This is a genomic window from Stenotrophomonas sp. Sm2128 (genome assembly GCF_030985535.1).
GTDB lineage: Bacteria > Pseudomonadota > Gammaproteobacteria > Xanthomonadales > Xanthomonadaceae > Stenotrophomonas > Stenotrophomonas maltophilia.
Genome location: NZ_JAPTFQ010000012.1, coordinates 43,081 through 63,190 on the forward strand (window position 1 = coordinate 43,081; position 20,110 = coordinate 63,190).

At 66.5% G+C, this 20,110-nt stretch carries 19 protein-coding genes; 10 read left to right on the forward strand and 9 right to left on the reverse strand.

Features of this window, described 5'->3' with window-relative positions; genetic code table 11:
- Nucleotides 1-4: 4 nt before the first annotated feature.
- On the forward strand, nt 5-1,066 hold the full coding sequence (gene murB / locus O0K41_RS05620) for a UDP-N-acetylmuramate dehydrogenase (RefSeq protein WP_164222140.1): 1,062 nt from the start codon (nt 5-7) through the stop codon (nt 1,064-1,066).
- A 32-nt stretch (nt 1,067-1,098) separates the two neighbouring features.
- Nucleotides 1,099-1,986, forward strand: a complete 888-nt coding sequence (locus tag O0K41_RS05625) for a DMT family transporter (protein WP_164222172.1) — start codon at nt 1,099-1,101, stop codon at nt 1,984-1,986.
- A 153-nt stretch (nt 1,987-2,139) separates the two neighbouring features.
- Here the strand turns inward: O0K41_RS05625 and O0K41_RS05630 are convergent, their stop codons facing one another.
- From O0K41_RS05630 to O0K41_RS05640, 3 genes are all read right to left on the reverse strand, one after another.
- Entirely contained in the window at nt 2,140-3,180 is a 1,041-nt protein-coding gene (locus tag O0K41_RS05630; RefSeq protein WP_164222142.1) for an aminoglycoside phosphotransferase family protein, read from the reverse strand.
- 99 nt (nt 3,181-3,279) lie between these two features.
- Entirely contained in the window at nt 3,280-4,314 is a 1,035-nt protein-coding gene (locus O0K41_RS05635) for a heparan-alpha-glucosaminide N-acetyltransferase domain-containing protein (protein ID WP_164222144.1), read from the reverse strand.
- Nucleotides 4,311-4,901, reverse strand: a complete 591-nt coding sequence (locus tag O0K41_RS05640) for a TetR/AcrR family transcriptional regulator (protein WP_060380029.1) — start codon at nt 4,899-4,901, stop codon at nt 4,311-4,313. Before O0K41_RS05640 ends, O0K41_RS05635 begins: the two co-directional genes overlap by 4 nt.
- Nucleotides 4,902-5,044: 143 nt before the next feature.
- Between O0K41_RS05640 and O0K41_RS05645 the strand changes: the two genes are divergently transcribed.
- Entirely contained in the window at nt 5,045-5,470 is a 426-nt protein-coding gene (locus tag O0K41_RS05645; RefSeq protein ID WP_164222146.1) for a DoxX family protein, read from the forward strand.
- Here O0K41_RS05645 and O0K41_RS05650 read toward each other — a convergent pair.
- Nucleotides 5,443-6,246, reverse strand: a complete 804-nt coding sequence (locus O0K41_RS05650) for an APH(3')-II family aminoglycoside O-phosphotransferase (protein WP_164222148.1) — start codon at nt 6,244-6,246, stop codon at nt 5,443-5,445. The two genes, O0K41_RS05645 and O0K41_RS05650, sit on opposite strands and share 28 nt — an antisense overlap.
- Nucleotides 6,247-6,286: 40 nt before the next feature.
- Entirely contained in the window at nt 6,287-6,790 is a 504-nt protein-coding gene (locus tag O0K41_RS05655) for a DUF2938 domain-containing protein (protein ID WP_164222150.1), read from the reverse strand.
- 55 nt (nt 6,791-6,845) lie between these two features.
- Here O0K41_RS05655 and O0K41_RS05660 point away from each other — a divergent pair, with 55 nt between their 5' ends.
- From O0K41_RS05660 to O0K41_RS05670, 3 genes are read left to right on the forward strand one after another with little or no spacing between them, the layout of a single operon-like run.
- Nucleotides 6,846-7,511 carry a metalloregulator ArsR/SmtB family transcription factor gene (locus O0K41_RS05660; protein ID WP_005409356.1) on the forward strand — a complete coding sequence of 222 codons (666 nt, stop codon included), beginning with the start codon at nt 6,846-6,848 and terminating at the stop codon, nt 7,509-7,511.
- Between the two features lie 14 nt (nt 7,512-7,525).
- Nucleotides 7,526-8,254 carry a GNAT family N-acetyltransferase gene (locus O0K41_RS05665; RefSeq protein WP_164222152.1) on the forward strand — a complete coding sequence of 243 codons (729 nt, stop codon included), beginning with the start codon at nt 7,526-7,528 and terminating at the stop codon, nt 8,252-8,254.
- Between the two features lie 28 nt (nt 8,255-8,282).
- Nucleotides 8,283-8,999, forward strand: coding sequence for an SDR family oxidoreductase (locus O0K41_RS05670; RefSeq protein WP_005413133.1), 717 nt, complete (start codon nt 8,283-8,285; stop codon nt 8,997-8,999).
- Here the strand turns inward: O0K41_RS05670 and O0K41_RS05675 are convergent.
- The gene (locus tag O0K41_RS05675; protein ID WP_164222154.1) at nt 8,993-10,504 is read right to left on the reverse strand and encodes an MFS transporter; all 1,512 of its coding nucleotides are present in this window, start codon (nt 10,502-10,504) and stop codon (nt 8,993-8,995) included. The two genes, O0K41_RS05670 and O0K41_RS05675, sit on opposite strands and share 7 nt — an antisense overlap.
- A gap of 120 nt (nt 10,505-10,624) precedes the next feature.
- Here O0K41_RS05675 and O0K41_RS05680 point away from each other — a divergent pair, with 120 nt between their 5' ends.
- Complete coding sequence (locus O0K41_RS05680; RefSeq protein WP_088430203.1) at nt 10,625-11,527, forward strand: LysR substrate-binding domain-containing protein; 903 nt, start codon at nt 10,625-10,627, stop codon at nt 11,525-11,527.
- 63 nt (nt 11,528-11,590) lie between these two features.
- Nucleotides 11,591-13,537, forward strand: a complete 1,947-nt coding sequence (locus O0K41_RS05685) for an EAL domain-containing protein (protein ID WP_164222156.1) — start codon at nt 11,591-11,593, stop codon at nt 13,535-13,537.
- Here the strand turns inward: O0K41_RS05685 and O0K41_RS05690 are convergent.
- Nucleotides 13,534-14,145: a TetR/AcrR family transcriptional regulator gene (locus tag O0K41_RS05690; protein WP_164222158.1), complete on the reverse strand. Its 612-nt coding sequence runs from the start codon at nt 14,143-14,145 to the stop codon at nt 13,534-13,536. The two genes, O0K41_RS05685 and O0K41_RS05690, sit on opposite strands and share 4 nt — an antisense overlap.
- Nucleotides 14,146-14,249: 104 nt before the next feature.
- On the opposite strand from O0K41_RS05690, the gene O0K41_RS05695 reads away from it, so the two are divergent.
- Nucleotides 14,250-15,326 carry an MBL fold metallo-hydrolase gene (locus O0K41_RS05695; protein ID WP_164222160.1) on the forward strand — a complete coding sequence of 359 codons (1,077 nt, stop codon included), beginning with the start codon at nt 14,250-14,252 and terminating at the stop codon, nt 15,324-15,326.
- A 78-nt stretch (nt 15,327-15,404) separates the two neighbouring features.
- Here the strand turns inward: O0K41_RS05695 and O0K41_RS05700 are convergent, their stop codons facing one another.
- Nucleotides 15,405-15,704: a hypothetical protein gene (locus tag O0K41_RS05700; RefSeq protein ID WP_053090768.1), complete on the reverse strand. Its 300-nt coding sequence runs from the start codon at nt 15,702-15,704 to the stop codon at nt 15,405-15,407.
- A gap of 223 nt (nt 15,705-15,927) precedes the next feature.
- On the opposite strand from O0K41_RS05700, the gene O0K41_RS05705 reads away from it, so the two are divergent.
- Nucleotides 15,928-19,047 carry a discoidin domain-containing protein gene (locus O0K41_RS05705; RefSeq protein WP_164222162.1) on the forward strand — a complete coding sequence of 1,040 codons (3,120 nt, stop codon included), beginning with the start codon at nt 15,928-15,930 and terminating at the stop codon, nt 19,045-19,047.
- A gap of 75 nt (nt 19,048-19,122) precedes the next feature.
- Here the strand turns inward: O0K41_RS05705 and O0K41_RS05710 are convergent, their stop codons facing one another.
- Entirely contained in the window at nt 19,123-20,100 is a 978-nt protein-coding gene (locus O0K41_RS05710) for an ABC transporter substrate-binding protein (RefSeq protein ID WP_049449634.1), read from the reverse strand.
- Between the last annotated feature and the right edge of the window lie 10 nt (nt 20,101-20,110).

The window sequence follows — 20,110 nt, forward strand, 5'->3', positions numbered from 1 at the left end:
GCCCATGGATACCGTCGACGGCAACGCCCCGCTGCGCTGGACGCTCACCCGCAATGCGCCGCTGCAGGCGCTGAACACCTTCCACGTGCAGGCCAGCGCCGCGCAGCTGCTGGAACTGCACGATGCCGCACTGCTGCCGGAAGTGCTGGCATTGCCCGAAGTGGCCAGCGGTCCCCTGTTGGTACTGGGTGCCGGCAGCAACGTACTGATCGCCGAAGACCTGCCGGGCACCGTGCTGGTGTTCGGCAACCGTGACATCAGTTTCCTGGAACACCGCGCTGACCACGCAGTGATCCGCGCCGGGGCCGGCGTGCCCTGGCATGGCCTGGTGATGTGGTCGCTGCAGGAAGGCCTGTCCGGCCTGGAGAACCTGGCGTTGATTCCCGGAACGGCCGGTGCCGCGCCGATCCAGAACATCGGTGCCTATGGCGCGCAGGTCGGCGAGTTCATCCAGGCCGTTGAAGCCTGGGACTGCCAGGAGCAGGCCTGGGTGCGGCTGGACAACGAACAGTGTGGCTTCGCCTACCGCGACAGCGTGTTCAAGCAGCAGCCCGATCGCTACCTGATCACCGCCATCGAGCTGAAGTTGCCGCTGCTGCACGACCTGCGCATGGACTATGCCGGCATCCGCGAGGAACTGCAGGCACAGGGCGTGGAGCTGCCCAGTGCCGTGGACGTGGCCAATGCGGTGATCGCGATCCGCCGCCGCAAGCTGCCCGATCCGGATGTGCTGGGCAACGCCGGCAGCTTCTTCAAGAACCCGGTGCTGCCACTGGAACAGGTAGACGTGCTGCTGCAGCACTTCCCCGAGCTGCCGGTGTTCCCGGCCGAACAGGACGACAAGCGCAAGGTCTCGGCGGCATGGATGATCGAGTCCTGCGGCTGGAAGGGCTTCCGCGAAGGCGATGCCGGCGTTGCGCCGAGCCACGCGCTGGTGCTGGTCAACCACGGCAACGCCACCGGTGCTGAGCTGCTGGCGCTGGCGCGACGCATCTCGGCCTCGGTGCTGGAAAAGTTCGGCGTGCCGATCGAACCGGAGCCCCGCCTGCTCGGCGCACAGTGGTGAACACCCCCGCCCTCTCCCCCAGCGCCACCCCGATGCGGGCGGCGCTGCTGATGCTCGGCAGCACGATGGCATTCGGCCTGATGGCCGTCGCCATCCGCTACGCCACCCGGTACGTACCAACCCAGGAAGTGGCGTTCTTTCGCAATGCCTTTGGCCTGCTCGCGTTGCTGCCGATGCTGCTGCGCCCCGGCCATGCACCACTGAAGACGCAGCAGCTGCCGCGTTATTTCGTGCGCAGTGCGATTGGCCTGGGTTCGATGCTGTGCGCATTCTGGGCACTGGGCCATCTGCCACTGGCGCAGGCGGTTTCCCTCTCGTACTCCACGCCGTTGTTCGTCACCATCGCCGCCGTGCTGTGGCTGGGCGAGACCGTGCGTGTACGCCGCTGGGCCGCGGTGGTGGTTGGATTCATCGGTGTGCTGGTGATCGTGCGCCCCGGTACCGCCGGCTTCACCGCCGGCAGCCTGGTAGCGGTGGCAGCCGCCGTGCTCAGCTCATTGGTGGCGATCCAGATCAAGCAGCTGACCCGTGTCGACAGCGCTGACACCGTGGTGCTCTACACCTACGTGTTCTGGGTGCCGCTGTCGCTGGTCCCGGCACTATTCGTCTGGGTCTGGCCCTCCGGCATGGCGTGGCTGTGGCTGCTGGCCACCGGCGTGCTGGGCACCGTCGGTCAGCTGCTGTGGACGCGGGCGTTGCGGCTCGGTGAAGTCTCGGCGCTGACCCCGATCAGCTTCCTGCAGCTGCCGCTGGTAACGCTATGCGGCTGGCTGCTGTTCAACGAAAGCGTGGATCGCTGGACGCTCATCGGTGCCGGCATCATCCTCGCCGCCAACGCCTACATCGCCCACCGCGAAGCCGTGTTGTCGCGCCGCGCCGCAAGCGCGGCGGCCTCGGCAGCGGCCAAGCCCGCCGAATGAAAGCCATCTGCATGGACAAGCCATGGGGCCTGCACAGGCAAGCCACGGGTCGTGCATGGACAGGCCATGGGTAGAGTCGACTGTTAGTCGACTGCTTTTCGTTCGGAGCGGGCAGAAACCGCGCTGCGCGCGATAGTCGACTAACAGTCGACTCTACCCGGGGAGATCCTGGCAACGGCCTGGAAGCTGATCCAGCGCGCGATATACCCGCTCCGCCGCATCGAACACATTGCCCGGTGCGAACTGCTCCCCCAGGTAGTGCAGTGACTGCCGGCGCAGCTGCGGCGATCGGTCCTCTCCGTCACTGCCCAGCAGCACCTGCTGGAACTCGATCAGGTCCTGCAGAATGCGCCAGTGCCGGTACCAGGCGATCCAGCGCGGATCACCGCGGTCGCTGCCGTAGCCCTCCTCGAACCCCAGTGGATTCTCGCGACCCCAGCGCCCGCCAACAGCGGCACCGATGAACATCAGGTCACGCTCGCGCGGGGCCAGCGACAGACCATCCCAATCGATCAGGTGCAGGCCCCCGTCATTGCCCATCAGCAGGTTGCCAGCATGCAGATCGGTGTGGCACAGATGCAGGTCTACCGGCGCGTCCTGCAACGCCGCGAGCAGCTCCCGTGCCTGCGCATGCAGCGCCGCGATGCGCGCATGCTGCTGGTCCCATACCGAAACGAATGCGCGACCCAGCCCGTCCTTCGCGGCCGCCAGGCCCTCGCCGGCCAACCATTGCCCGACGGTCTCCAGCGCCGCGGTTTCCAGCCGTACGATCGGCAGTGCCTGCTGCAGTTCCGCTGGCAACTGCGCGCCATGCAGGCGCCGCAGCACCTCCCCCAGCCGTTTCCACTGCGTGCGGCTCAACGCCGCCTCGAACCCGGACTGACCTTCCACATACGGGAACAGGGTGAACTGCAATCCCCAGCGCTGCACAGACGCACCACCGGTCAACGCCGGCCACGGCGCGACGATCTCATCGATACCCAGCGTGCCGCGCATCCAATGCAGGCTGTCCCACACCGCTGGGGCGACCTGGTAGGTACGGCATTTCAACCACCACTGCCCGTGCCGCGCATCGACGCGATACACGCTGGCATTGGCGTCGGCGCCCACCGGGCGTGGCACCACGGCGGTGGGGGTGATGCCATAGGATTGTTGCAGGACTTCGCCGAGATGCTGCGCCGAAGCGAATGACATGGATGCAAGCAGAAAGTGTTACCTGCCACCACTATCGCAGATGCGTTCGCCGCGGCACAGACATGTCCGTCACAACATCGCTTCAGTACGACCAGGGAACTAGCCTGCGATGCGCCGCATCACCGTCTCCAGCGGGCCGCGTGCGAACTGCCACGACCATAGCCAGGCCGCGCCCGTCGCCAGCATCAGGAACAGCAGCGCCCACAGCAGCACCGATGCGAGCGACGCGCTGCCATCGAGCAGGCCCAGGCTTTCCAGCGTGCCCATGCCCAGCAGGATGTGGCCCACATACAGGGTCAGGGTCATGCGTCCGGCCGCGGTGAACGGCTCCAACCAGTCACCCGGTCGCACACGCGCCAGCCACAGGCAGGCGGCGATGACACTGCAGGCCGCACCCGCACCCGTAAGCACATAAGCCGGTCCCGGCGGCATCGGCTGTGTTCCCAGCCACACCTGCCAAGGCGTTCCCTGCGCAAGCTGCTGCACGCCATGTCCAGCCCCGATCAACAGCAGCCCCAGCACCAGCAATGCATGCTGCACCCGCGGCTGCGACAACTGAAGCCGTGCCAGAAGCATCCCCAGCAGGAAGAAGCACAGCCAGGGCATCAACGGGTGGAAGCCATTGAACAGCAGGTTGCGGGCCGCGCCCGGCCATTGCCACAGGCCGGCATATTCCAGCGTCTGCCAGTTCCAGCCTTCGCTATAGTTCAAGTGCAGCAGCGCCCAGAACGAACAGGCGGCAATGGCCACGATGCTGGTCAGCAGCACGCGCGGCGAGGCACGCAGCCACACCACGGCCAGCGCGAAATACACCGCGTAGTAGTGCAGGATGTCGGCCGGGAACAGGGTCAGGTTGAGCAGGCCCAGCGCCAGCAGGAACAGCGCGCGCCTCATGGTCTGCACGCTGGCGGGCCACCCCCCTTGCCGCTGCGTGGCCAACACCAGGCCCAAGCCAGCCAGCGTAACGAACGTCGCCGAAGCCTTGCCTTCCAGAAAGTGGAAGAAGCCTGCCAACCATCCGGCGCCCTCTGCCGGCACGGCCATCGCCAGGCGGAAGTTGACCAGCACCATGCCGGCCAAGGCCAGGTAGCGCGCCAGATCAAGGCCGTGCAATCGCCGGTCAACGGCACTCATGCGCGCGCCCCGAGCAGCAGCGCGAGCAGGCCAAGATCCAGCGATGCCTCATCGCCTTCACCGGCTTCGCCCAGCCCCCGACGCAGTGCATCGCTTTCAATGGCATCCAGCAGCACCTGCGCCTGCAATGCGGGGGCCAACACGGGACGCCGGCGTTCGCGCTGTGCCACCTGCTGCAGCGCTTCGGCCAGGGCCGCCTGCAACTGCCTGCGATTGGCCGCAAATGCCTCGGCTACGGCCGGATTGCGTGCGCTCTCGGCCAGCACTTCGACGGCGAGCGTCGCCCATTCCGGCTGCCGGCACAGTGCGTGGAAGTCCCGAAGGAAAGCCAGCACCTGTGCGCGCTCGCCTTCGGACGCGGCCAGTCGCTGCAGCAACGGTGCCAGCTCTTCGCTCTCAGCCACCGCCACGGCAAGGATGATCGCTTCCTTGCCCGGGAAGTGGTTGTAGAGATTGCCCAGGCTGACACCGGCCGCCTGCGCGATGTCACGCATGCTGGTCTGGTGGAATCCCTTCGCGAGGAAGCACTGCAGGGCGGCCTGCAGGATCTGCGCGATGCGTTGCTCGTTGCGGTCGGCTCGGCTCATGGCGCGAATAGTGAACGAACGTTCGTCCAATTAAAAGGCGACAACCCGACCACCATCGGGCTTCGTTCAGCCAGCCTTGACCTCAACCGCTGTTGAGGCCCGATGCTGCCCGGCCCGCCCAACGCTCAACCCGGAGTTCCTGCATGCCACGGATGATCGCCACCCTGCTCGACAGCCGCGTGCTGTGGTTCCTCGCCCGGCTGCTGCTGGCCGTGGTGTTCCTGTCCTCGGGCCTGGCCAAGCTGCTGGCGTGGGACAACAGCGTGGCCGAAACGCAGGCCGCCGGGCTGCAACCGCCTGTGCTGTTCAACCTCGCCAGCGCCGTGGTGCTGCTGGGCGGCGCACTGTGCCTGCTGCTTGATCGCCTGCTCTGGCTGGGCAGCGGCGTGCTGGCAGTGTTCATGCTGCTGACCATCGTCGTCGTGCATACCTTCTGGACCAAGCACGGCGCGGAACAGCAGCTGGCCCTGTTCTTCGCGCTGGAGCACCTGAGCGTGGTGGGCGGCCTGATCTGCGCGGCCATCGCCAGCCACGCGCGGGCTCAGAAGAACTCGTCGAGCAGCCGGTAGAACGCAAGCCGGCGCTCGTCGGCCACCGCGCCGTAGCACTGGAACAACGGCGCCACCCAACGCGTGTCGCCGAAGTTGTGGACCAGGCTGCGCGCGGCCAGCGCCAGGTCCTGGTAGCGGTCGGCAACACCCAGTCGCCCACAGTCGATGAAACCGCTGAAACGCCCCTCGACCACCATCAGGTTCGGCAGGCAGGCATCGCCATGGCTGACCACCAGGTCTTCATGATCGGGCCGGGTGCTGCACAGTTCAGCGAAGACCTGCTGCGGACTCTGGCCCAGGCGTTCGTCATCGAAGTCATCGGCATCCACCAACCCCGCCTCGACCCGTGCCTGCGCGGCTTGCAGTCGCAAGTGCAGTCGCTGGTCAAACGGGCAGGCTGCCAGCGGCAACGCATGCAGCCCGCGCAGCGCGTCGGCCAGCAGTTCCACCAGCTGCTGCGGCGCGAGTTCCGGCGACGAAGCCAGGTCGCGGCCGGGCAGCGCGCTCATCAGCAACCAGCGCCGGCCGGCTTCTTCGGCGGTGGCAATTACCGTTGGTGCCGGTTGTCCCTGTTCCTGCAGCCAGCGCAGGCGCGCGATCTCATCACCGAGCTCACTGAAGGCGTCGATCACTTCCGACTTCACGAAGGCATCGGGCTGGCCTGGTCGCTGCACACGGGCTACATCCGCGCGCGACACGCCGATCGACTGCCGCTCGACGCGCGCATCGGCCAACGCTTCCTGCCATGCCCACGGTAGCGGCATGCCATCAGTGAAGGGATTGGGTGCTTCCATGCCGGGGGTTCCTGTTGCCGGTGACCCCGCCGATTCTCGCTCATGCTGCACGAACCGCAGCCAACAGCAGCGCGGAAAGGTACATGCCCACGCCGAACACGCTGTGCGCCACCAGGCTGCGCAGGCGTGCCTTGCCCGGCGCCGGGGTCTTCGAGGCGGCAATGCCGGCACCCATGCCCGGCTGCAGGATGAAGAACGGCGCGGCAACACTGAGAATGCCGAAGGCCAGCGCCGGCCACAGGGTGGGTGCCTGCCCCCAATCGCTCCCGACCACGACCAGCAACAACGTGGCGAACACCACACCGATCACGTAATGCGCGGTCCACCCCAGCGCGCGCTCGCCACCGACCGCTGCCGCGCGGCCGATGCCATCGTGGCGGAAGCGCCCGCGTGGCAGGTGCCCCAGCCAACGCCCGACCATCGCAAAATCCAACGAGGGAATGCCGAACAGCCGCCGCTGCACCACCGCCCACAGGTCCATTACTGCGGTCGCTCCCACGCCGACTACCACCGCATCCATCACGAATGTCGCCTGGCCACACATATCGCACACCTTCAATTATTTGCTTGAATGATAGAGCGATGCTAGCGTGCCCCGCATGAACGCTGCAACAGAGCCACCACCCTCACCGCTTGAGGCCTTGGCCGAGATCGCCCGCACGCTCGGCCATGCCCATCGCCTGGCCCTGCTGGAGCACATCGCCCAGGGCGAGCGCGCCGTGGAACGCCTGGCTGAACTGACCGGCCTGTCGGTGGCCAATACCTCCCAGCACCTGCAGCAGCTGCGCCGTGCCGGCCTGGTACAGACCCGCCGTGACGGCAAGCGCATCCTCTACCGCAGCGGTGATGGCCCGCTGGGCAACCTGCTGGCCGCACTGCGCGACTATGCCGACCACCAGCGCAGCGAAATGCACGGCGTGATCCACGACAGCCTGCAGCGCCGCGATGCGCTGGAAGGACTGACCGTGGAGCAGCTGCTGGAACAACGCAGCAGCGTGGTGCTGCTGGATGTGCGGCCGCGCGAGGAATTCGATCTGGGCCACCTGCCCGGAGCGCTGAACATTCCCGTTACAGAACTGCGCGCACGGATGGACGAACTGCCGCGTGCCGTCCACATTGTCGCGTACTGCCGCGGTCCCTACTGCGTGCTGTCCAACGATGCGGTGGCGATGCTGCGCGAGGCCGGACTGACCGCGCAGCGGCTCGCCGCCGGTTACCCCGAATGGAAGGCCGCCGGCCTGCAGGTGGACCTGCCCCGGCACTGAGCGAGACACCGGTCATGGATGATGTGTTTGCCCCGTTGATCGATGCGACCTGGCGCGGCGTGTTCTCCGGGCAGCGCACGCTGCGGGACGATCCACAGCTGCAGTTGGCGTGCAGCGATGATTTCGATGAGGGCGAGGACGGCATGCTGCTGCAGCCGGTCGTGGGCCCCGCTCGCGCACTGTTGCGCCCTGCCCTGGCGGCTCGCCTGCACCTGCATGCGCAACCGCACTGGACGCTGGCACAGCTGCAACAGCGCCTGCAGCAGCTCGGCCAGCGCACGCATGGTGCGGATCGTGTCTTCTACTTCCCTGCCGCAGAACTTGCGGCCCTGGCCGCGCGCCCTGCACCACCACATATCCGCCGTCTCGACCCGGCCGACGCAGCCGCGTTCGAGGTGTTCCAGGCCAACGCCAGCGAAGAGGATCTCGATGCCGCCTGGGTCGAGCTGGACCACTGGCAGGTGTTCGGCGCCTTCGATGGCGAGCGGCTGGTTGCCGCGGGAAGCATGTACCCGTGGAGCGTGGATCCAGCCCTGGCCGACATGGGCGTGCTGACCCTGCCCGAGACCCGCGGTCGCGGGCACACACGCCAGCTGGTACACGCCATGGCCGTGTCCGCGCAGGCGGCCGGGCTGCAGCCTCAGTACCGTTGCCAGCTCGACAACACTGCCTCGATCATTACCGCCGAGCGCAGCGGCCTGCGCGCGTTCGCCGACTGGGACACCATTCTGGCTGCCGACTGAGGCCGCCGCAGTACAACAAGGAAGCAACATGAAATTGATGGTCATCGGCGCCAGCAGGGGCCTGGGTCGGGCGTTCGTGGAAGGCCTGTGCAGTGCGGGCGACACCGTCATCGGCGTTTCGCGCAGCCGTCCGCGCGACCTTGAATGCCCCGAGGGTGTCACCCTGCAGTGGATCGAGGCCGATCTGTCCCAACCCACCCTGGCTGCCAATCACATCGCAGCGCAGGCACCGGCCGATCTGGATGTGCTGATCCACAACCTGGGCATCTGGGAAGAGACCGCCTTCAGCGACGAGTACGCCTTCCTCGACGAGAGCGATGCCGCGCTCACCCAGCTGGTCGACGTCAACATCACCGCGACCCTGGTGCTGCTGCAGCGCCTGCTGCCGCGGGTGCTGGGCGCGCCACGCCCGCAGCTGGTGCTGACCGGCTCGACCTCGGCACTGCCGCGCAGCGGCCGCCCGGAAGTGGCGTTCGGTGCATCCAAGTTCGCACTCAACGGCATCGCCGATGCACTGCGCGAGGGCTTCCGCGATCGGCGCCTGGCGGTGACCAGCCTGCAGCTGGGCTACCTCAACACCGACGATGCACTGTCGGTGCCGGTGGCAGAGGCCGCAGCGCGCGGCGACGGCGAGCTGGTGCCGGTGCACGACGTCGTTGCGATGGTGCGTGCGCTGCTGCAGTTGTCACCGTCCGGCTTCGTGCGCGAACTGGTGCTGCCGGCCATTGCCGACCCGCGCTACTGACTACCCCTGCTCAGGCCAGGCTCGACCTCTTCGCGCAACAGGTACCCAAGCACGATGGCGGCCAGCACGGTCGCCATCGCCAGGGCAAACAGCTGGCCACGGACGGCCTCCACGTATGCCTGGGCAAGCGCCGTTCTCGAAACGCCGGGCAATGCCTCCACCGCTCCGCCAAGGTCGCCCATGGACAGCCTGTGCACGGCGGCACGGGCCACGACGCCGGCCTCCAGCATCATGTCCCCGCCAACCCGGGCCGAGAGCATGATGCCGACAAGCGCGAGGGCAATGGAATCGCCTGCCAGTCGCATCGCATTGAAGATGCCAGCGGCCATGCCGGCCTGCTCCTTGCCGACCACGCTGACCGCCAGGCCATCCATGATCCCCCAGGGAAGGCCGATGCCGATTCCGATGACCAGCATCGGCATCCAGCGCACCGACGGGAACTGGAACACCTGCGCCAGCCATGCCAGCCCAAGAGCACCGATCAGCAGGCCCGCACAGCACAGCGTCCGCGCCGGAATCCAGCGCAGCAGGTAGCCGGCAACCAGGGGAACCACCAGCAAGGGTGCAGACAGTGCTGCCATCGCCAGTCCAGCCTCGGTGGGTCGCAGTCCTTCAACACCGATGAAGCCAGCCGGCAGCACGACCAGAAGGACGACGTAGGAGAACGCAGGGGCAGCGGCCAGAATCTGCACGCCAACAAAACGCCGGTTGCGGAACAGCCGGAGATCCAGCAGCGGTGTTCGATGGGAGCGCTCAACGGCAATGAACACGCCCAGCAGCACCACCGAGAGCGCCAGCAGTACCAGCGTCTGCGGATGCACCAGGCCACGTTCCGGCAGCACGATCATGGCGTAGGTGAGTGAGCCCAGCGCCAGCATGAAGGTGATGGCCCCCAGCCAATCCAGGCGTGGCGAACCGGGGTTTCTCGATTCGGCGGATGACAGGGCGACCAGCGGTACGGTCAGGGCCGCCAGCAACGCAGGCAGGAAGAACACCCATTCCCAGCCCAGCGCATCGATCAACCCGCCCGCCAGCAGCGGACCGCCTGCGGCCCCTGCACCAAAAGTGGTGCCGATCAGGCTGAACACCCTTGCCCGCGCCTGGCCGTCGAACACTTGCGCCAGCGACGCCATCGCGCCGGCAAACGCTGCCGACGCCGCCATCCCCTGAAGCAGTCTCAGGACATTGATCCACGCCACATCGGGCATCAAGGGAATCAGGCCGGTGACGAGTGCAAACAACGCGCCGCCCAGAATCCAGATCCGGCGCCTGCCATGCAGATCGGCCAGTCCACCGGCCACCAGCGTGGTGCAGCCGTAGGTCAACAGATAGGCGTTGATGATCCAGGACAACGCCGCAGGGGAACCGCCCAGCGCGTCCCGGATGGCAGGAATGCCCACGGCAGGGCTGGCAATGCTCAAGGGAATGGTGAGCGCCGTCAGACAGCCTGCCAGCACCACGCCAAAGCGTGATGATCCGGCCGTCTCAGCAGAGGCAACAGACATGTCGATGAAACTCGAGCGTGGCCAAGCGCCACCGCATTGATGCTATCGACGACGCTATTGCGTAAGAATCCGTCATTCGCTCCATGCTTTAATGACAACAACGTCATCAATGGTCACGTCATGGACAGCTTTGCCGGTCTCAGCCTCTTCGTTCTGGTCGCCGAGGCACGCAGCTTCGCGGCCGCAGCACGACAGCGTGGCATCACCCCTTCGGCCGCAAGCAAGACCATCGCCCGGCTGGAAGAGCGCCTGGGCGCCCGCCTGCTGAATCGCAATACCCGCAGCGTCAGCCTGACTGCCGAAGGCGAGCAGTTCCTTGAACGCTGCCGCCGCATCATGATCGAGGTCGCTGCGGCAGAACGCGAACTGACCGATGCCCAGGCCGCGCCCAGCGGTCGCCTGAAGGTCAGTCTTCCACTCGCCAGCGGTCTGATGCTGCCGGTGCTTTCGGCGTTTGCGCAGCGCTTCCCCGCCATCGAACTCGACCTGCACTTCAGCGACCGCCTGGTCGATGTCATCGAGGAAGGCTTCGATGCCGTCGTCCGCACAGGCAGCCCCGCCGACTCCCGGCTGCACGGCCGCAACCTCGGCAGTACCCGCCTGCTGTGCGTGGGCGCCCCTGCGTACTTCGCCCAGCGTGGCACGCCGCAGCACCCGGAAGAGCTGAGCGGCCACGCATGCCTTCTCCATCGCTTTCCCGGCACCGGCCTGATCGAACGCTGGCCACTGCCCGCACGTGAGGGAGGCGCTGAAACCCGGCTGACTGCCGCAATGACCGCCAATCATCTTGAGACGATCCTGCACATGGCCATCGATGGCCATGGCATTGCGTGCCTGCCCGACTTCGCCACGCGTGATGCGCTGGACCGCGGTTCGCTCGTCAGCGTTCTGGACCCATGGAGCACTGAGCGAAGCACCTTCTGGGCCCTCTGGCCAAGCCATCGCCATCAGCAGCCGCGTGTACGCGCGTTCGTGGATTTCATGGCCGAACACCTCCTGCCCGAACGCAGCCAGCGCAATTGAACCTGCGCGCTGCTGCGACTACGCTGCTCGTCACCGGCCGTCGGTCACAGGCGGGAACCTGCTATGGATGCGCTTTCACGGGTCTCGGCCCAGGTCCTGGACAGCGCCCTGCCCAGCCTGCCGCTGTACCTGCTGCAGGCCACGGCGGTGATCGGCATGATCGGCGTGCTGCTGATCGCCACCCGCCGCGCCGGCCACGCCATTGAAGGCCGCCGCCTGTACGTGGGCGTGGCGCTGGGCCTGATCTACCTGTTCAATTCCTGGTTCGTGGCCCGCTACAGCCAGGGCGTGGTCAAGCTCCACCTGGGTTTCGACATCCTGCTGGTCAGCGGCCTGCTCGGCGGCTGGCGCGGTGGCCTGGCCTGCCTGGGCGCCAGCCTGCTGGCCCGCTACCAGTTCGCCGGCACCCAGTATTTCCTGCCTGCCGGCCTCGAGGCCACGCTGCAGATGCTGGCCGGCGTCTGGCTGCGCAGGCGCCTGCACCCACGCATGCTCAATGAACTCTCGCTGCGCCTGATCCTGCAGGCCTGGGGCGTTCGTATCGTCGTCACTGCGTTGGGCCTGGCACTGGGGGTAGCAATCATCGGCGCCCATCAGCTGCCCGTGGAGGAGTTGGCAATCCAGCGCCTGCTGGCACTGCCACTCTCACTGCTGATGCTCGGCGCGGTGTTCGCACTGGTCTACAACGATGCTCAGATCGATGCACAACGCCAGCGCGAACAGGCCTGGCTGCGCATCGATCCGATCAGTGGCCTGCCCAACATGCGTGCGCTCGGCGAACGCCTGCAGCATTACTGGCGCGACAACGACGGCATCGGCAAGGCCTGCCTGATCGTGGCCGAGATGGGCAACCTGCGCGATCTGCGCCTGCGCTATGGTCCGCTGCAGGACAACGGTATCTGGCAGCGCGACAGCACCGAAGAAGTACATCGACTGCTGCCCTCGCTGCCGGCCACGCAACTGGAGATCTACCAGTTCGGCGATGCCGCGCTGGCGATCCTGGTGCGCGACCTGGCCTTGTCCGAACTGCGCACGCAACCGCAGATCACCGAGCTGGCCAGCAACCTGGCCGAGCAGGGCGGCCGCGATTGGCCCGGTTTCCGGCCGCTGTTCCGCTGTGCAGTAGTCGAATTGAAGCCCCCCGTAGATGCCGACGAAGGACATCTTCCGTTCCGTGCGATCACCGTTGCACTGAGTGCGATCGAATCCGGCGTCGTGTTCTTCGACGACCCGATCCAGCGCGACAGCGAGATCGACGCCCTGATCGAAGTCGCTCTCGAACGTTGGCTGCAGCAGGGCGACGCACCGCTGTGCTACCAGCCCAAGCATCGCCTGCAGGATCGTCAACTGGTCGGCGCCGAAGCACTGCTGCGCATGCGCGACGGCGAGGGCCGGCTGATCGCGCCGATGCGGGTGATCTCCCTGCTGCGCCGGCAGGGGCGATTGGCTGAACTGGAATGGGCCACGCTGCAGTCGGCCATCCACTTCCTGCAGCAGTGCCGACGCGATGGCTGGCAGCTGGAGATCGCAGTGAACGTTTCGGCCGAGTCACTGCGCCTGCCCGACTTCGGCCTGCGCCTGCAGGAACTGCTGCAGCTGCACGATGTGCCTGGCGTGATGTTGCGCCTGGAGATCGTCGAATGGACCGAGATCGTCGAGCGCGACGTGGTCGATGCCAACATCGCACAGCTGCTGGCGGCGGAGGTCACCCTGTCGCTGGATGATTTCGGCGCTGGCTATTCAACCCTGATCCTGCTCTCGCAGCTGGCCATCGCCGAGGTCAAGATCGAACAGGCGCTGATCGCCACACTGTCCAACGCCAAGTCGCAGTCGATCGTGCGCTTCATCGTCGAGGTTGCGCACCGCTGCGGCGCGATCGTGGTGGCCGAAGGTACCGAAACCCTGGCGCAGGAGCAGAAGCTGCGGGCCCTGGGCGTGGATGTCGGCCAAGGCTATCTGTACTCGGCGGCGCTGCCGGCCGACGAGTTCCTCCGCTTCGCCGCCAGCTAGACCGCGTAGAAACCGAGGAACATCGCCACCGCCGATTCGGCCACGCGTGCACGCTCCTCTGCGTTCAACGGCGCCTGCCCCATCGTCACCTGTGGCCAGAACGCAAAGCTCTTCACCAGCCCGTGCAGCTGGTGGCCGGCGAACTCCGGATCGACCTCGCGCAGCCGGCCGTCAGCGATGGCCGCGCGGATCCACGCACTCTCGCCACTTTCCTTCTCGCCCATGCGGCAGACGATGGCCTGCGCACGCTCCGGTGAGTGGATGATCTCGGCCATCGCCACCCGCGCCAGGTCGATGAAGTTGGCATCGCTGAGCAGTTCCAGCTTCTGGCCCAGCAACTGCAGCAACTGCGCCTGCAGCGGCTGGTCGGCGCGGTACGGCAATGCGTCGCTGGCCACGCTGCGCTCCCACAGCTCCTCCAGGATCATCGAGAACAGCGCTTCCTTGCTCGGGAAGTGGTTGTAGACGGTGCGCTTGGAGACCCCGGCCGCCTCGGCAATGCGGTCCATGCTGGTCGCCTCGTAGCCCGCGGCACGGAACTCCTCCACCGCCGCGCGCACGATGGCTTCGCGTTTGCGGTCGGTCAGGCGTTGCGGGGCACGGGGCATGGCGGGAACCGGATAACTGAACGGACGCCTCCATTTTACACTCGGCAGTGTACTTTTGGAAAACCCGAAACTACACTGTGCAGTGTACTCCGCGGACGTCACCCATGAAGCGCCTGCTCCTTGTCCTCCTGCTTGGAATCCTCGCCGTGACCGCCTACACCTTCTGCAAGTCCTGGTCCCTCCCCGACTTCCCCGAGTCGCCGCAGTACCGTGATGGCAAGTTCCGCAATGCCCTGCCCCGTCCAGCGATGGGCCTGCGCGACGGCCTGGAGATCTGGTGGACGTTCCTCTTCAACAAACCCAAGGGCACCGTGCCCGCGCACCCGATTCCAGTGCAGCCGCTGGACCGCGCCACACTGGACGCCGCGCCGGACCGCAGCCTGTTCCGGCTGGGGCACTCCACGATCCTGCTGAAGCTGCGCGGCCAGTACTGGCTGACCGACCCGGTGTTCTCCGAGCGCGCCTCGCCGGTGCAGTGGATGGGCCCGGCCCGCTTCCATGCGCCGCCGATCAGCATCGACGATCTGCCGCCGATCGCCGGCGTGATCCTCTCGCACAACCACTACGACCACCTCGACCATGCAGCGGTGATGCAGCTGGCCGGCAAGACCGCGCGCTTCATTGCACCGCTCGGCGTCGGCGACCAGCTGATCGCCTGGGGCGTGGACACCAGCAAGGTCGAACAGCTGGACTGGTGGCAATCGACCGAGGCCAATGGCCTGCGCCTGACCGCCACCCCCGGCCAGCATTTCTCCGGCCGCGGACTGGGCGACAGTGATCGTAGCCTGTGGGCGTCATGGGTGATCCAGGACGGCGACTTCCGCATCTTCTTCAGCGGCGACACCGGCTACTTCGACGGCTTCAAGGCCATCGGCGAAAAGTACGGCCCGTTCGACCTGACGATGATCGAGACTGGTGCCTACGATCCGCGCTGGGCGTTCGTGCACATGCAGCCGGAACAGACGCTGCAGGCGCACCTGGACCTGCACGGCAAGTGGCTGCTGCCGATCCATAACGGCACCTTCGATCTGGCCCTGCACGCATGGCAGCAGCCGTTCGAACGCATCACCGCATTGGCGGCCGCGAAGAACGTGCCGGTGGCCACGCCGATGATGGGCGAAGCGCTGGACATGCAGGCGCCGCAGGCGGGTACGCGATGGTGGGAGACGGTGGAGCTGTAACAGGGGGGCGCTTGACCTGCCGGATACTATGTAGAGCCGAGCCATGCTCGGCTGCTTCTCAAAAGTGTTCCATGGAAGTCAAACAAGCCCAGCTCTGGAGGCACCGCAAGTAGAGATACTGGCAGCATTGCTGACATCGAAGTGCACGGTTATCAACTCGGCTTCCGGGAGCGCATTTTGGACCTGCACGCATGTATCACGCGCGACATCGTTTGCGACCGTTCCCTCTCTCTGGAATCGCAACGCCAAGATACCCGGCAAACCACTACCCAGCAGCCCATCGTCACATCCCGACTCTGCGAGACATCGCTCAAATGCACTGAGATCTTCCCCGATATCGGGCACTCGGTACATCAGCGTAAAACTGAATTCCATCATCAATCCATTCCAGATTCGAGGTCGCTACCAATAGCGTATGGCCTGGTCGACGGCCGTCCAGAGCCACATCCGTCAACCCCATTGATGGTGATCGTGACTCAAACCGGCGATCGAGGCGACCGGCCATCATCCGCAACCTATTGCAGTGCGTCATGTAACCGATTACATCCCTTGCTAGCGTAGCGCTCGCCCGATTCCGGTCGATCCTGCGAGGCTGCCAGTAATGACGTTGCGCGCCGAACGTTCCAAGGTCTTCCGCTCAGCTATCCCATGGCGATCTGCCATTGCCCTGCTGTTGGCCGCCCTCGCCTCCAGCGCACAGGCACAGACCCTCCCCCCGCGCAGCCAATGGCAGGCCAGCAGTTCCTCGCAGCAGGTGCCGGCGATGGCGATCGGCCACCTGATCGACGGCGACCCGAAGACCGTGACCGGCGGCGCCTTCAGCCCCGGCCACTGGTTCCAGATCGACCTGGGCGCACCCACCCTGCTGGCCGGCGCGCGCCTCACCTGGGATGTCTCCAATCCGGAAGGCTATTCGCTGCAGACCTCACTGGATGGCACGCAGTGGCAGACCGCGTACACGATGGCCGATTCACTGGGCGATGTGGAAACGCTGTACTTCGCGCCGCGGCAGGCGCGCTATCTGCGGCTGGCCAGTCCGCAGCGCACTGCCGACTGGGGCGTGTCGATCTTCGAGATGGAGCCGCTGGACAGCACGCTCAGCGCACGCATCAGGGGTGTCGATGCAGCGCAGGCGGCGGCGCTCTGGCAAGGCGGTGGCACCGTTGCGGTTCCGGCCGGAACAAATGGATCCCATGCGTTAGAGATCACGCTGCCGCAGGCTCAATCGACGGCTGGTCTGGTGGTCGACTGGGCTGATGGAAACCGCGGCCCTGCCCGATTGCAGGTTCAGGATGCACAGGGCCGGTGGCAGGACCTCGCGCACGATGCGCAGGCGGCCAGCCACCGCCAGAGCTGGTTGGCCGCCAATGCCGCACAGGCCATGCGTGCATTCCGCCTGAGCGTGGATGGATCTGCACCAAAGGTGGCACGCCTGCGCCTGCTCGGCCCGAAAGCCGTGATGACACCGATGAATCAGTATCAGATCGCCGCCAGCGGCGCGCAGCGCGCGTTGTTCCCGGCGTCGCTGCAGATGCAGCAGACCTATTGGACCGCCGTCGGCGTGCACGCAGGGCGGCAGAAATCGATCTTCGACGAATACGGCAATCTGGAAGCATTCAAGGGCGCGCCGCTGGTGCAGCCGATCTGGCGCAGCGCCGATGGGAGCACTGCGGGTGCGGCCGGGCAGAACGTGCAGCATGCATTGCGGGACGGCTGGAAGCCGATGCCCTCCGCTACCTGGTCACCGCAACCCGGCCTGGAGCTGCGCAGTGAAGTGTTCGCCATCGAGCGCAACGGCCAGCCGGTGACCTTCCTGCGTCATCGCCTGCACAACACCGGCGGCACCAGGATCGACGGCACGCTCAGCCTGGTCGTGCGCCCGATGCAGATGAATCCACCGTGGCAGAACGGCGGGCTGTCACCCATCCGCGATGTGGCGATCGATGGACAGGCTGTGCGCATCAATGGCCGCATGCTGCTGCAGTCGCTCACGCCGGTGACTGCGTCCGGCGCGGCGCCGTTTGGCAGGGATGGCGCAACGGAAATCACCGCGAACGTCGCTGCCGGCCATCTGCCCTCCACGCAACAGGCGCGCGACGACGAGGGTCTTGCCTCGGCTGCGTTGAACTACCGCGTGTCACTGGCACCGGGAGCCAGCGATGCCATCGTGGTCGCGTTCCCGCTGGGTACTGCCACCACCGATAGCAAGGGCGCACTGCCCGAGGCGCCCGCGCTCGATCTGGCCACGCTGCCCCGCGATGCCAATGCGGCGTTCGATTCACTGGCCACGCAGGCGTCCGCGGACTGGCAGGTACGGCTGGGCCAGGTCGGCCTGCGCCTGCCCGATCCTTCGCTGGTGGACATGCTGCGCGCGCAGGCCGCCTACATGCTGATCAACCAGACCGGCCCGGCCATGCAGCCCGGGCCCCGCAACTACAACCGCTCCTTCATCCGCGACGGCATGGCCACCTCGGCGGTGCTGCTGCGCATGGGCGAAGCACGCGTCGCGCGCGACTACCTGGCCTGGTACAGCGAACACGGCGTGCATGCCAACGGCCTGGTCTCGCCGATCCTCAACGACGATGGCAGTGTCAACACCGGCTTTGGATCGGACATCGAGTACGACAGCCAAGGACAGTACGTCGCGTTGGTGGCCGATGTCGCGCGCTTGGATGGTGGACCGGAATCGGTGCGTGCCTACCTGCCCAAGGTGAAGGCCGCGCTGCAGTTCCTGCAGGAACTACGCGAGCGCACGCTGGTGCCCGGCTACAAGGCCGACCAGCCGGCGCCGGAGCGCTTCGCGGGCATCCTTGCGCCGTCGATCAGCCATGAGGGATATCCGTCGCCCACCCACAGCTACTGGGATGACTACTGGGGACTGAAGGGCTGGCACGACGGCGCGTGGCTGGCCGAGTCGCTGGGCGACCATGAAACCGCCCGTTGGGCGCGCGAACAGTACACGCTGCTCTACGACGCGCTGCACGCCTCTATCCGGGCGACGATGGCGTGGAAGGGCATCGACTTCATTCCCTCCTCGGCCGACCTGGGCGATGGCGATCCAACCGGCGTATCGATCGCACTGGACCCCACCGGTGCGCAGAGCGTGCTGCCCGCCGAGGCACTGCGGACCACCTTCGCGCGTTATCTGGAGGATGTGCGCAAGCGCAGCCAGCCCGATGCGCTGTACGCCTATACGCCGTATGAGATCCGCAACGTGCTGAGCTATGTGCACCTGGGCCAACCGCAGGTTGCCGATGAGCTGCTGCAGGGACTGCTGCATGATCGGCGCCCGCTTGAGTGGCAGGTACTGGCCGAGGTCGTGCACTCGCGGCTGCGTTTCCCCCGCTACCTGGGCGACATGCCGCATACCTGGATTGGTGCCGAGTACGGCCGCACGCTGTTCGGCATGCTGATGCGCGAAGACGATGATGCATTGTCATTGCTGCCGGGCACGCCGCCGTCGTGGGTGGCGGGCGATGGGTTGGCGGTGGAGCGGCTGCCGACCGCGTATGGCACGTTGCAGATGCAGGCGCGGCAGCGCGACGGCACACTGACGGTCACGCTGGGCAAGGGGTTGCGCAGCGGGACGGCAGTGAAAGTCTGGTGGCCGGCGCGCACCATGCCGAAGACGGTGCGTGTGGATGGGCATAGCGTTTCCGACTTCGATGCCGAGGGTGTGCGGCTGGCAAAGCCGTTCAGAACACTGGAGGCGCGCTGGTAGAGGCGAGCTTGCTCGACTGCATGTCGCCGATCACCATGCGCCAGTCTACAGGGGCCCGCCGGGCCACGCCCGGTGTCATTGCAGCGTCGGCAATCCCGGCGGGTTGGTCTGCGACTGCGGCACAGCTTCCTCGGCCACGTTCCATCGCTTCAGCGCCTGCGCATAGGTACCACTGGCAATCTGCGTGTTCAGCGCCTGCGTCACCGCGTCGGCCAGGCCGCTCCCCTTGCGCGTGGTCACCGAGATCGCCGCGGCGTTCGGCCAGCCGCCGGGGAACAGGCCCACGCGCCGCACCTTGCCGTCGCGTGCCGAGTACGCGCCGGTGGCATTGGGCTCGAACGAGACATCGGCCCGCCCGGTGATCACCGCCAACCGGCCGACCACCGCGTCATCGAAGTACTGGTACTCCACCGGCTTCAAGCCGGCAGCGATGTTCTGCTGGTCCCACTGCCGCAGGATCTGGTCCTGGTTGGTGCTGGCACCGACCACCACCTTCAGCCCGGCAACGTCGGCCGGCTTTTCGATCTTCTGGATCGGCCCATCAGTGCGCGTGTAGATGCCCAGCAGGTCGTAACGGTAGCTGGAGAAATCGAACTTCTTCTTTCGCTCCTCGGTGACCGTCACGTTCGACAGCACCGCATCGTACTTGCCCGATTCCAGCCCCAGCGGCCAGTCGGCCCACGCCACCGGCACGATCACCAGCTTCAGGCCCAGCGCATCGGCGATCAGGCGCGCGATGTCCGGCTCGATGCCGACCACGTCCTTGCTGTCGGCGCCGTAGTCGGCCAGCGGCAGCTGCCCCGGATGAGTCGCCACGGTGAACGCCCCCGGCGTGACGAAGCGGTAGCCAGCCGGAATCAGGGCCTGCGCCTTCGGGTCGAGCGTGCCCTTCAGGATGGCGGTGTTCGCGCGGGCCAGGCTGGTCGCGGCCACGGCGCCGGCATCCGGGGCCTGGCGCACGCGCGAGTAGACGATGCCGGCGATGCCGATGACCAGCACGCCTGCGATCAACAAGGTGCTGCGTGAGGGGCGACGGGGTGCTGCAGGGCTCATGGCATTCCTT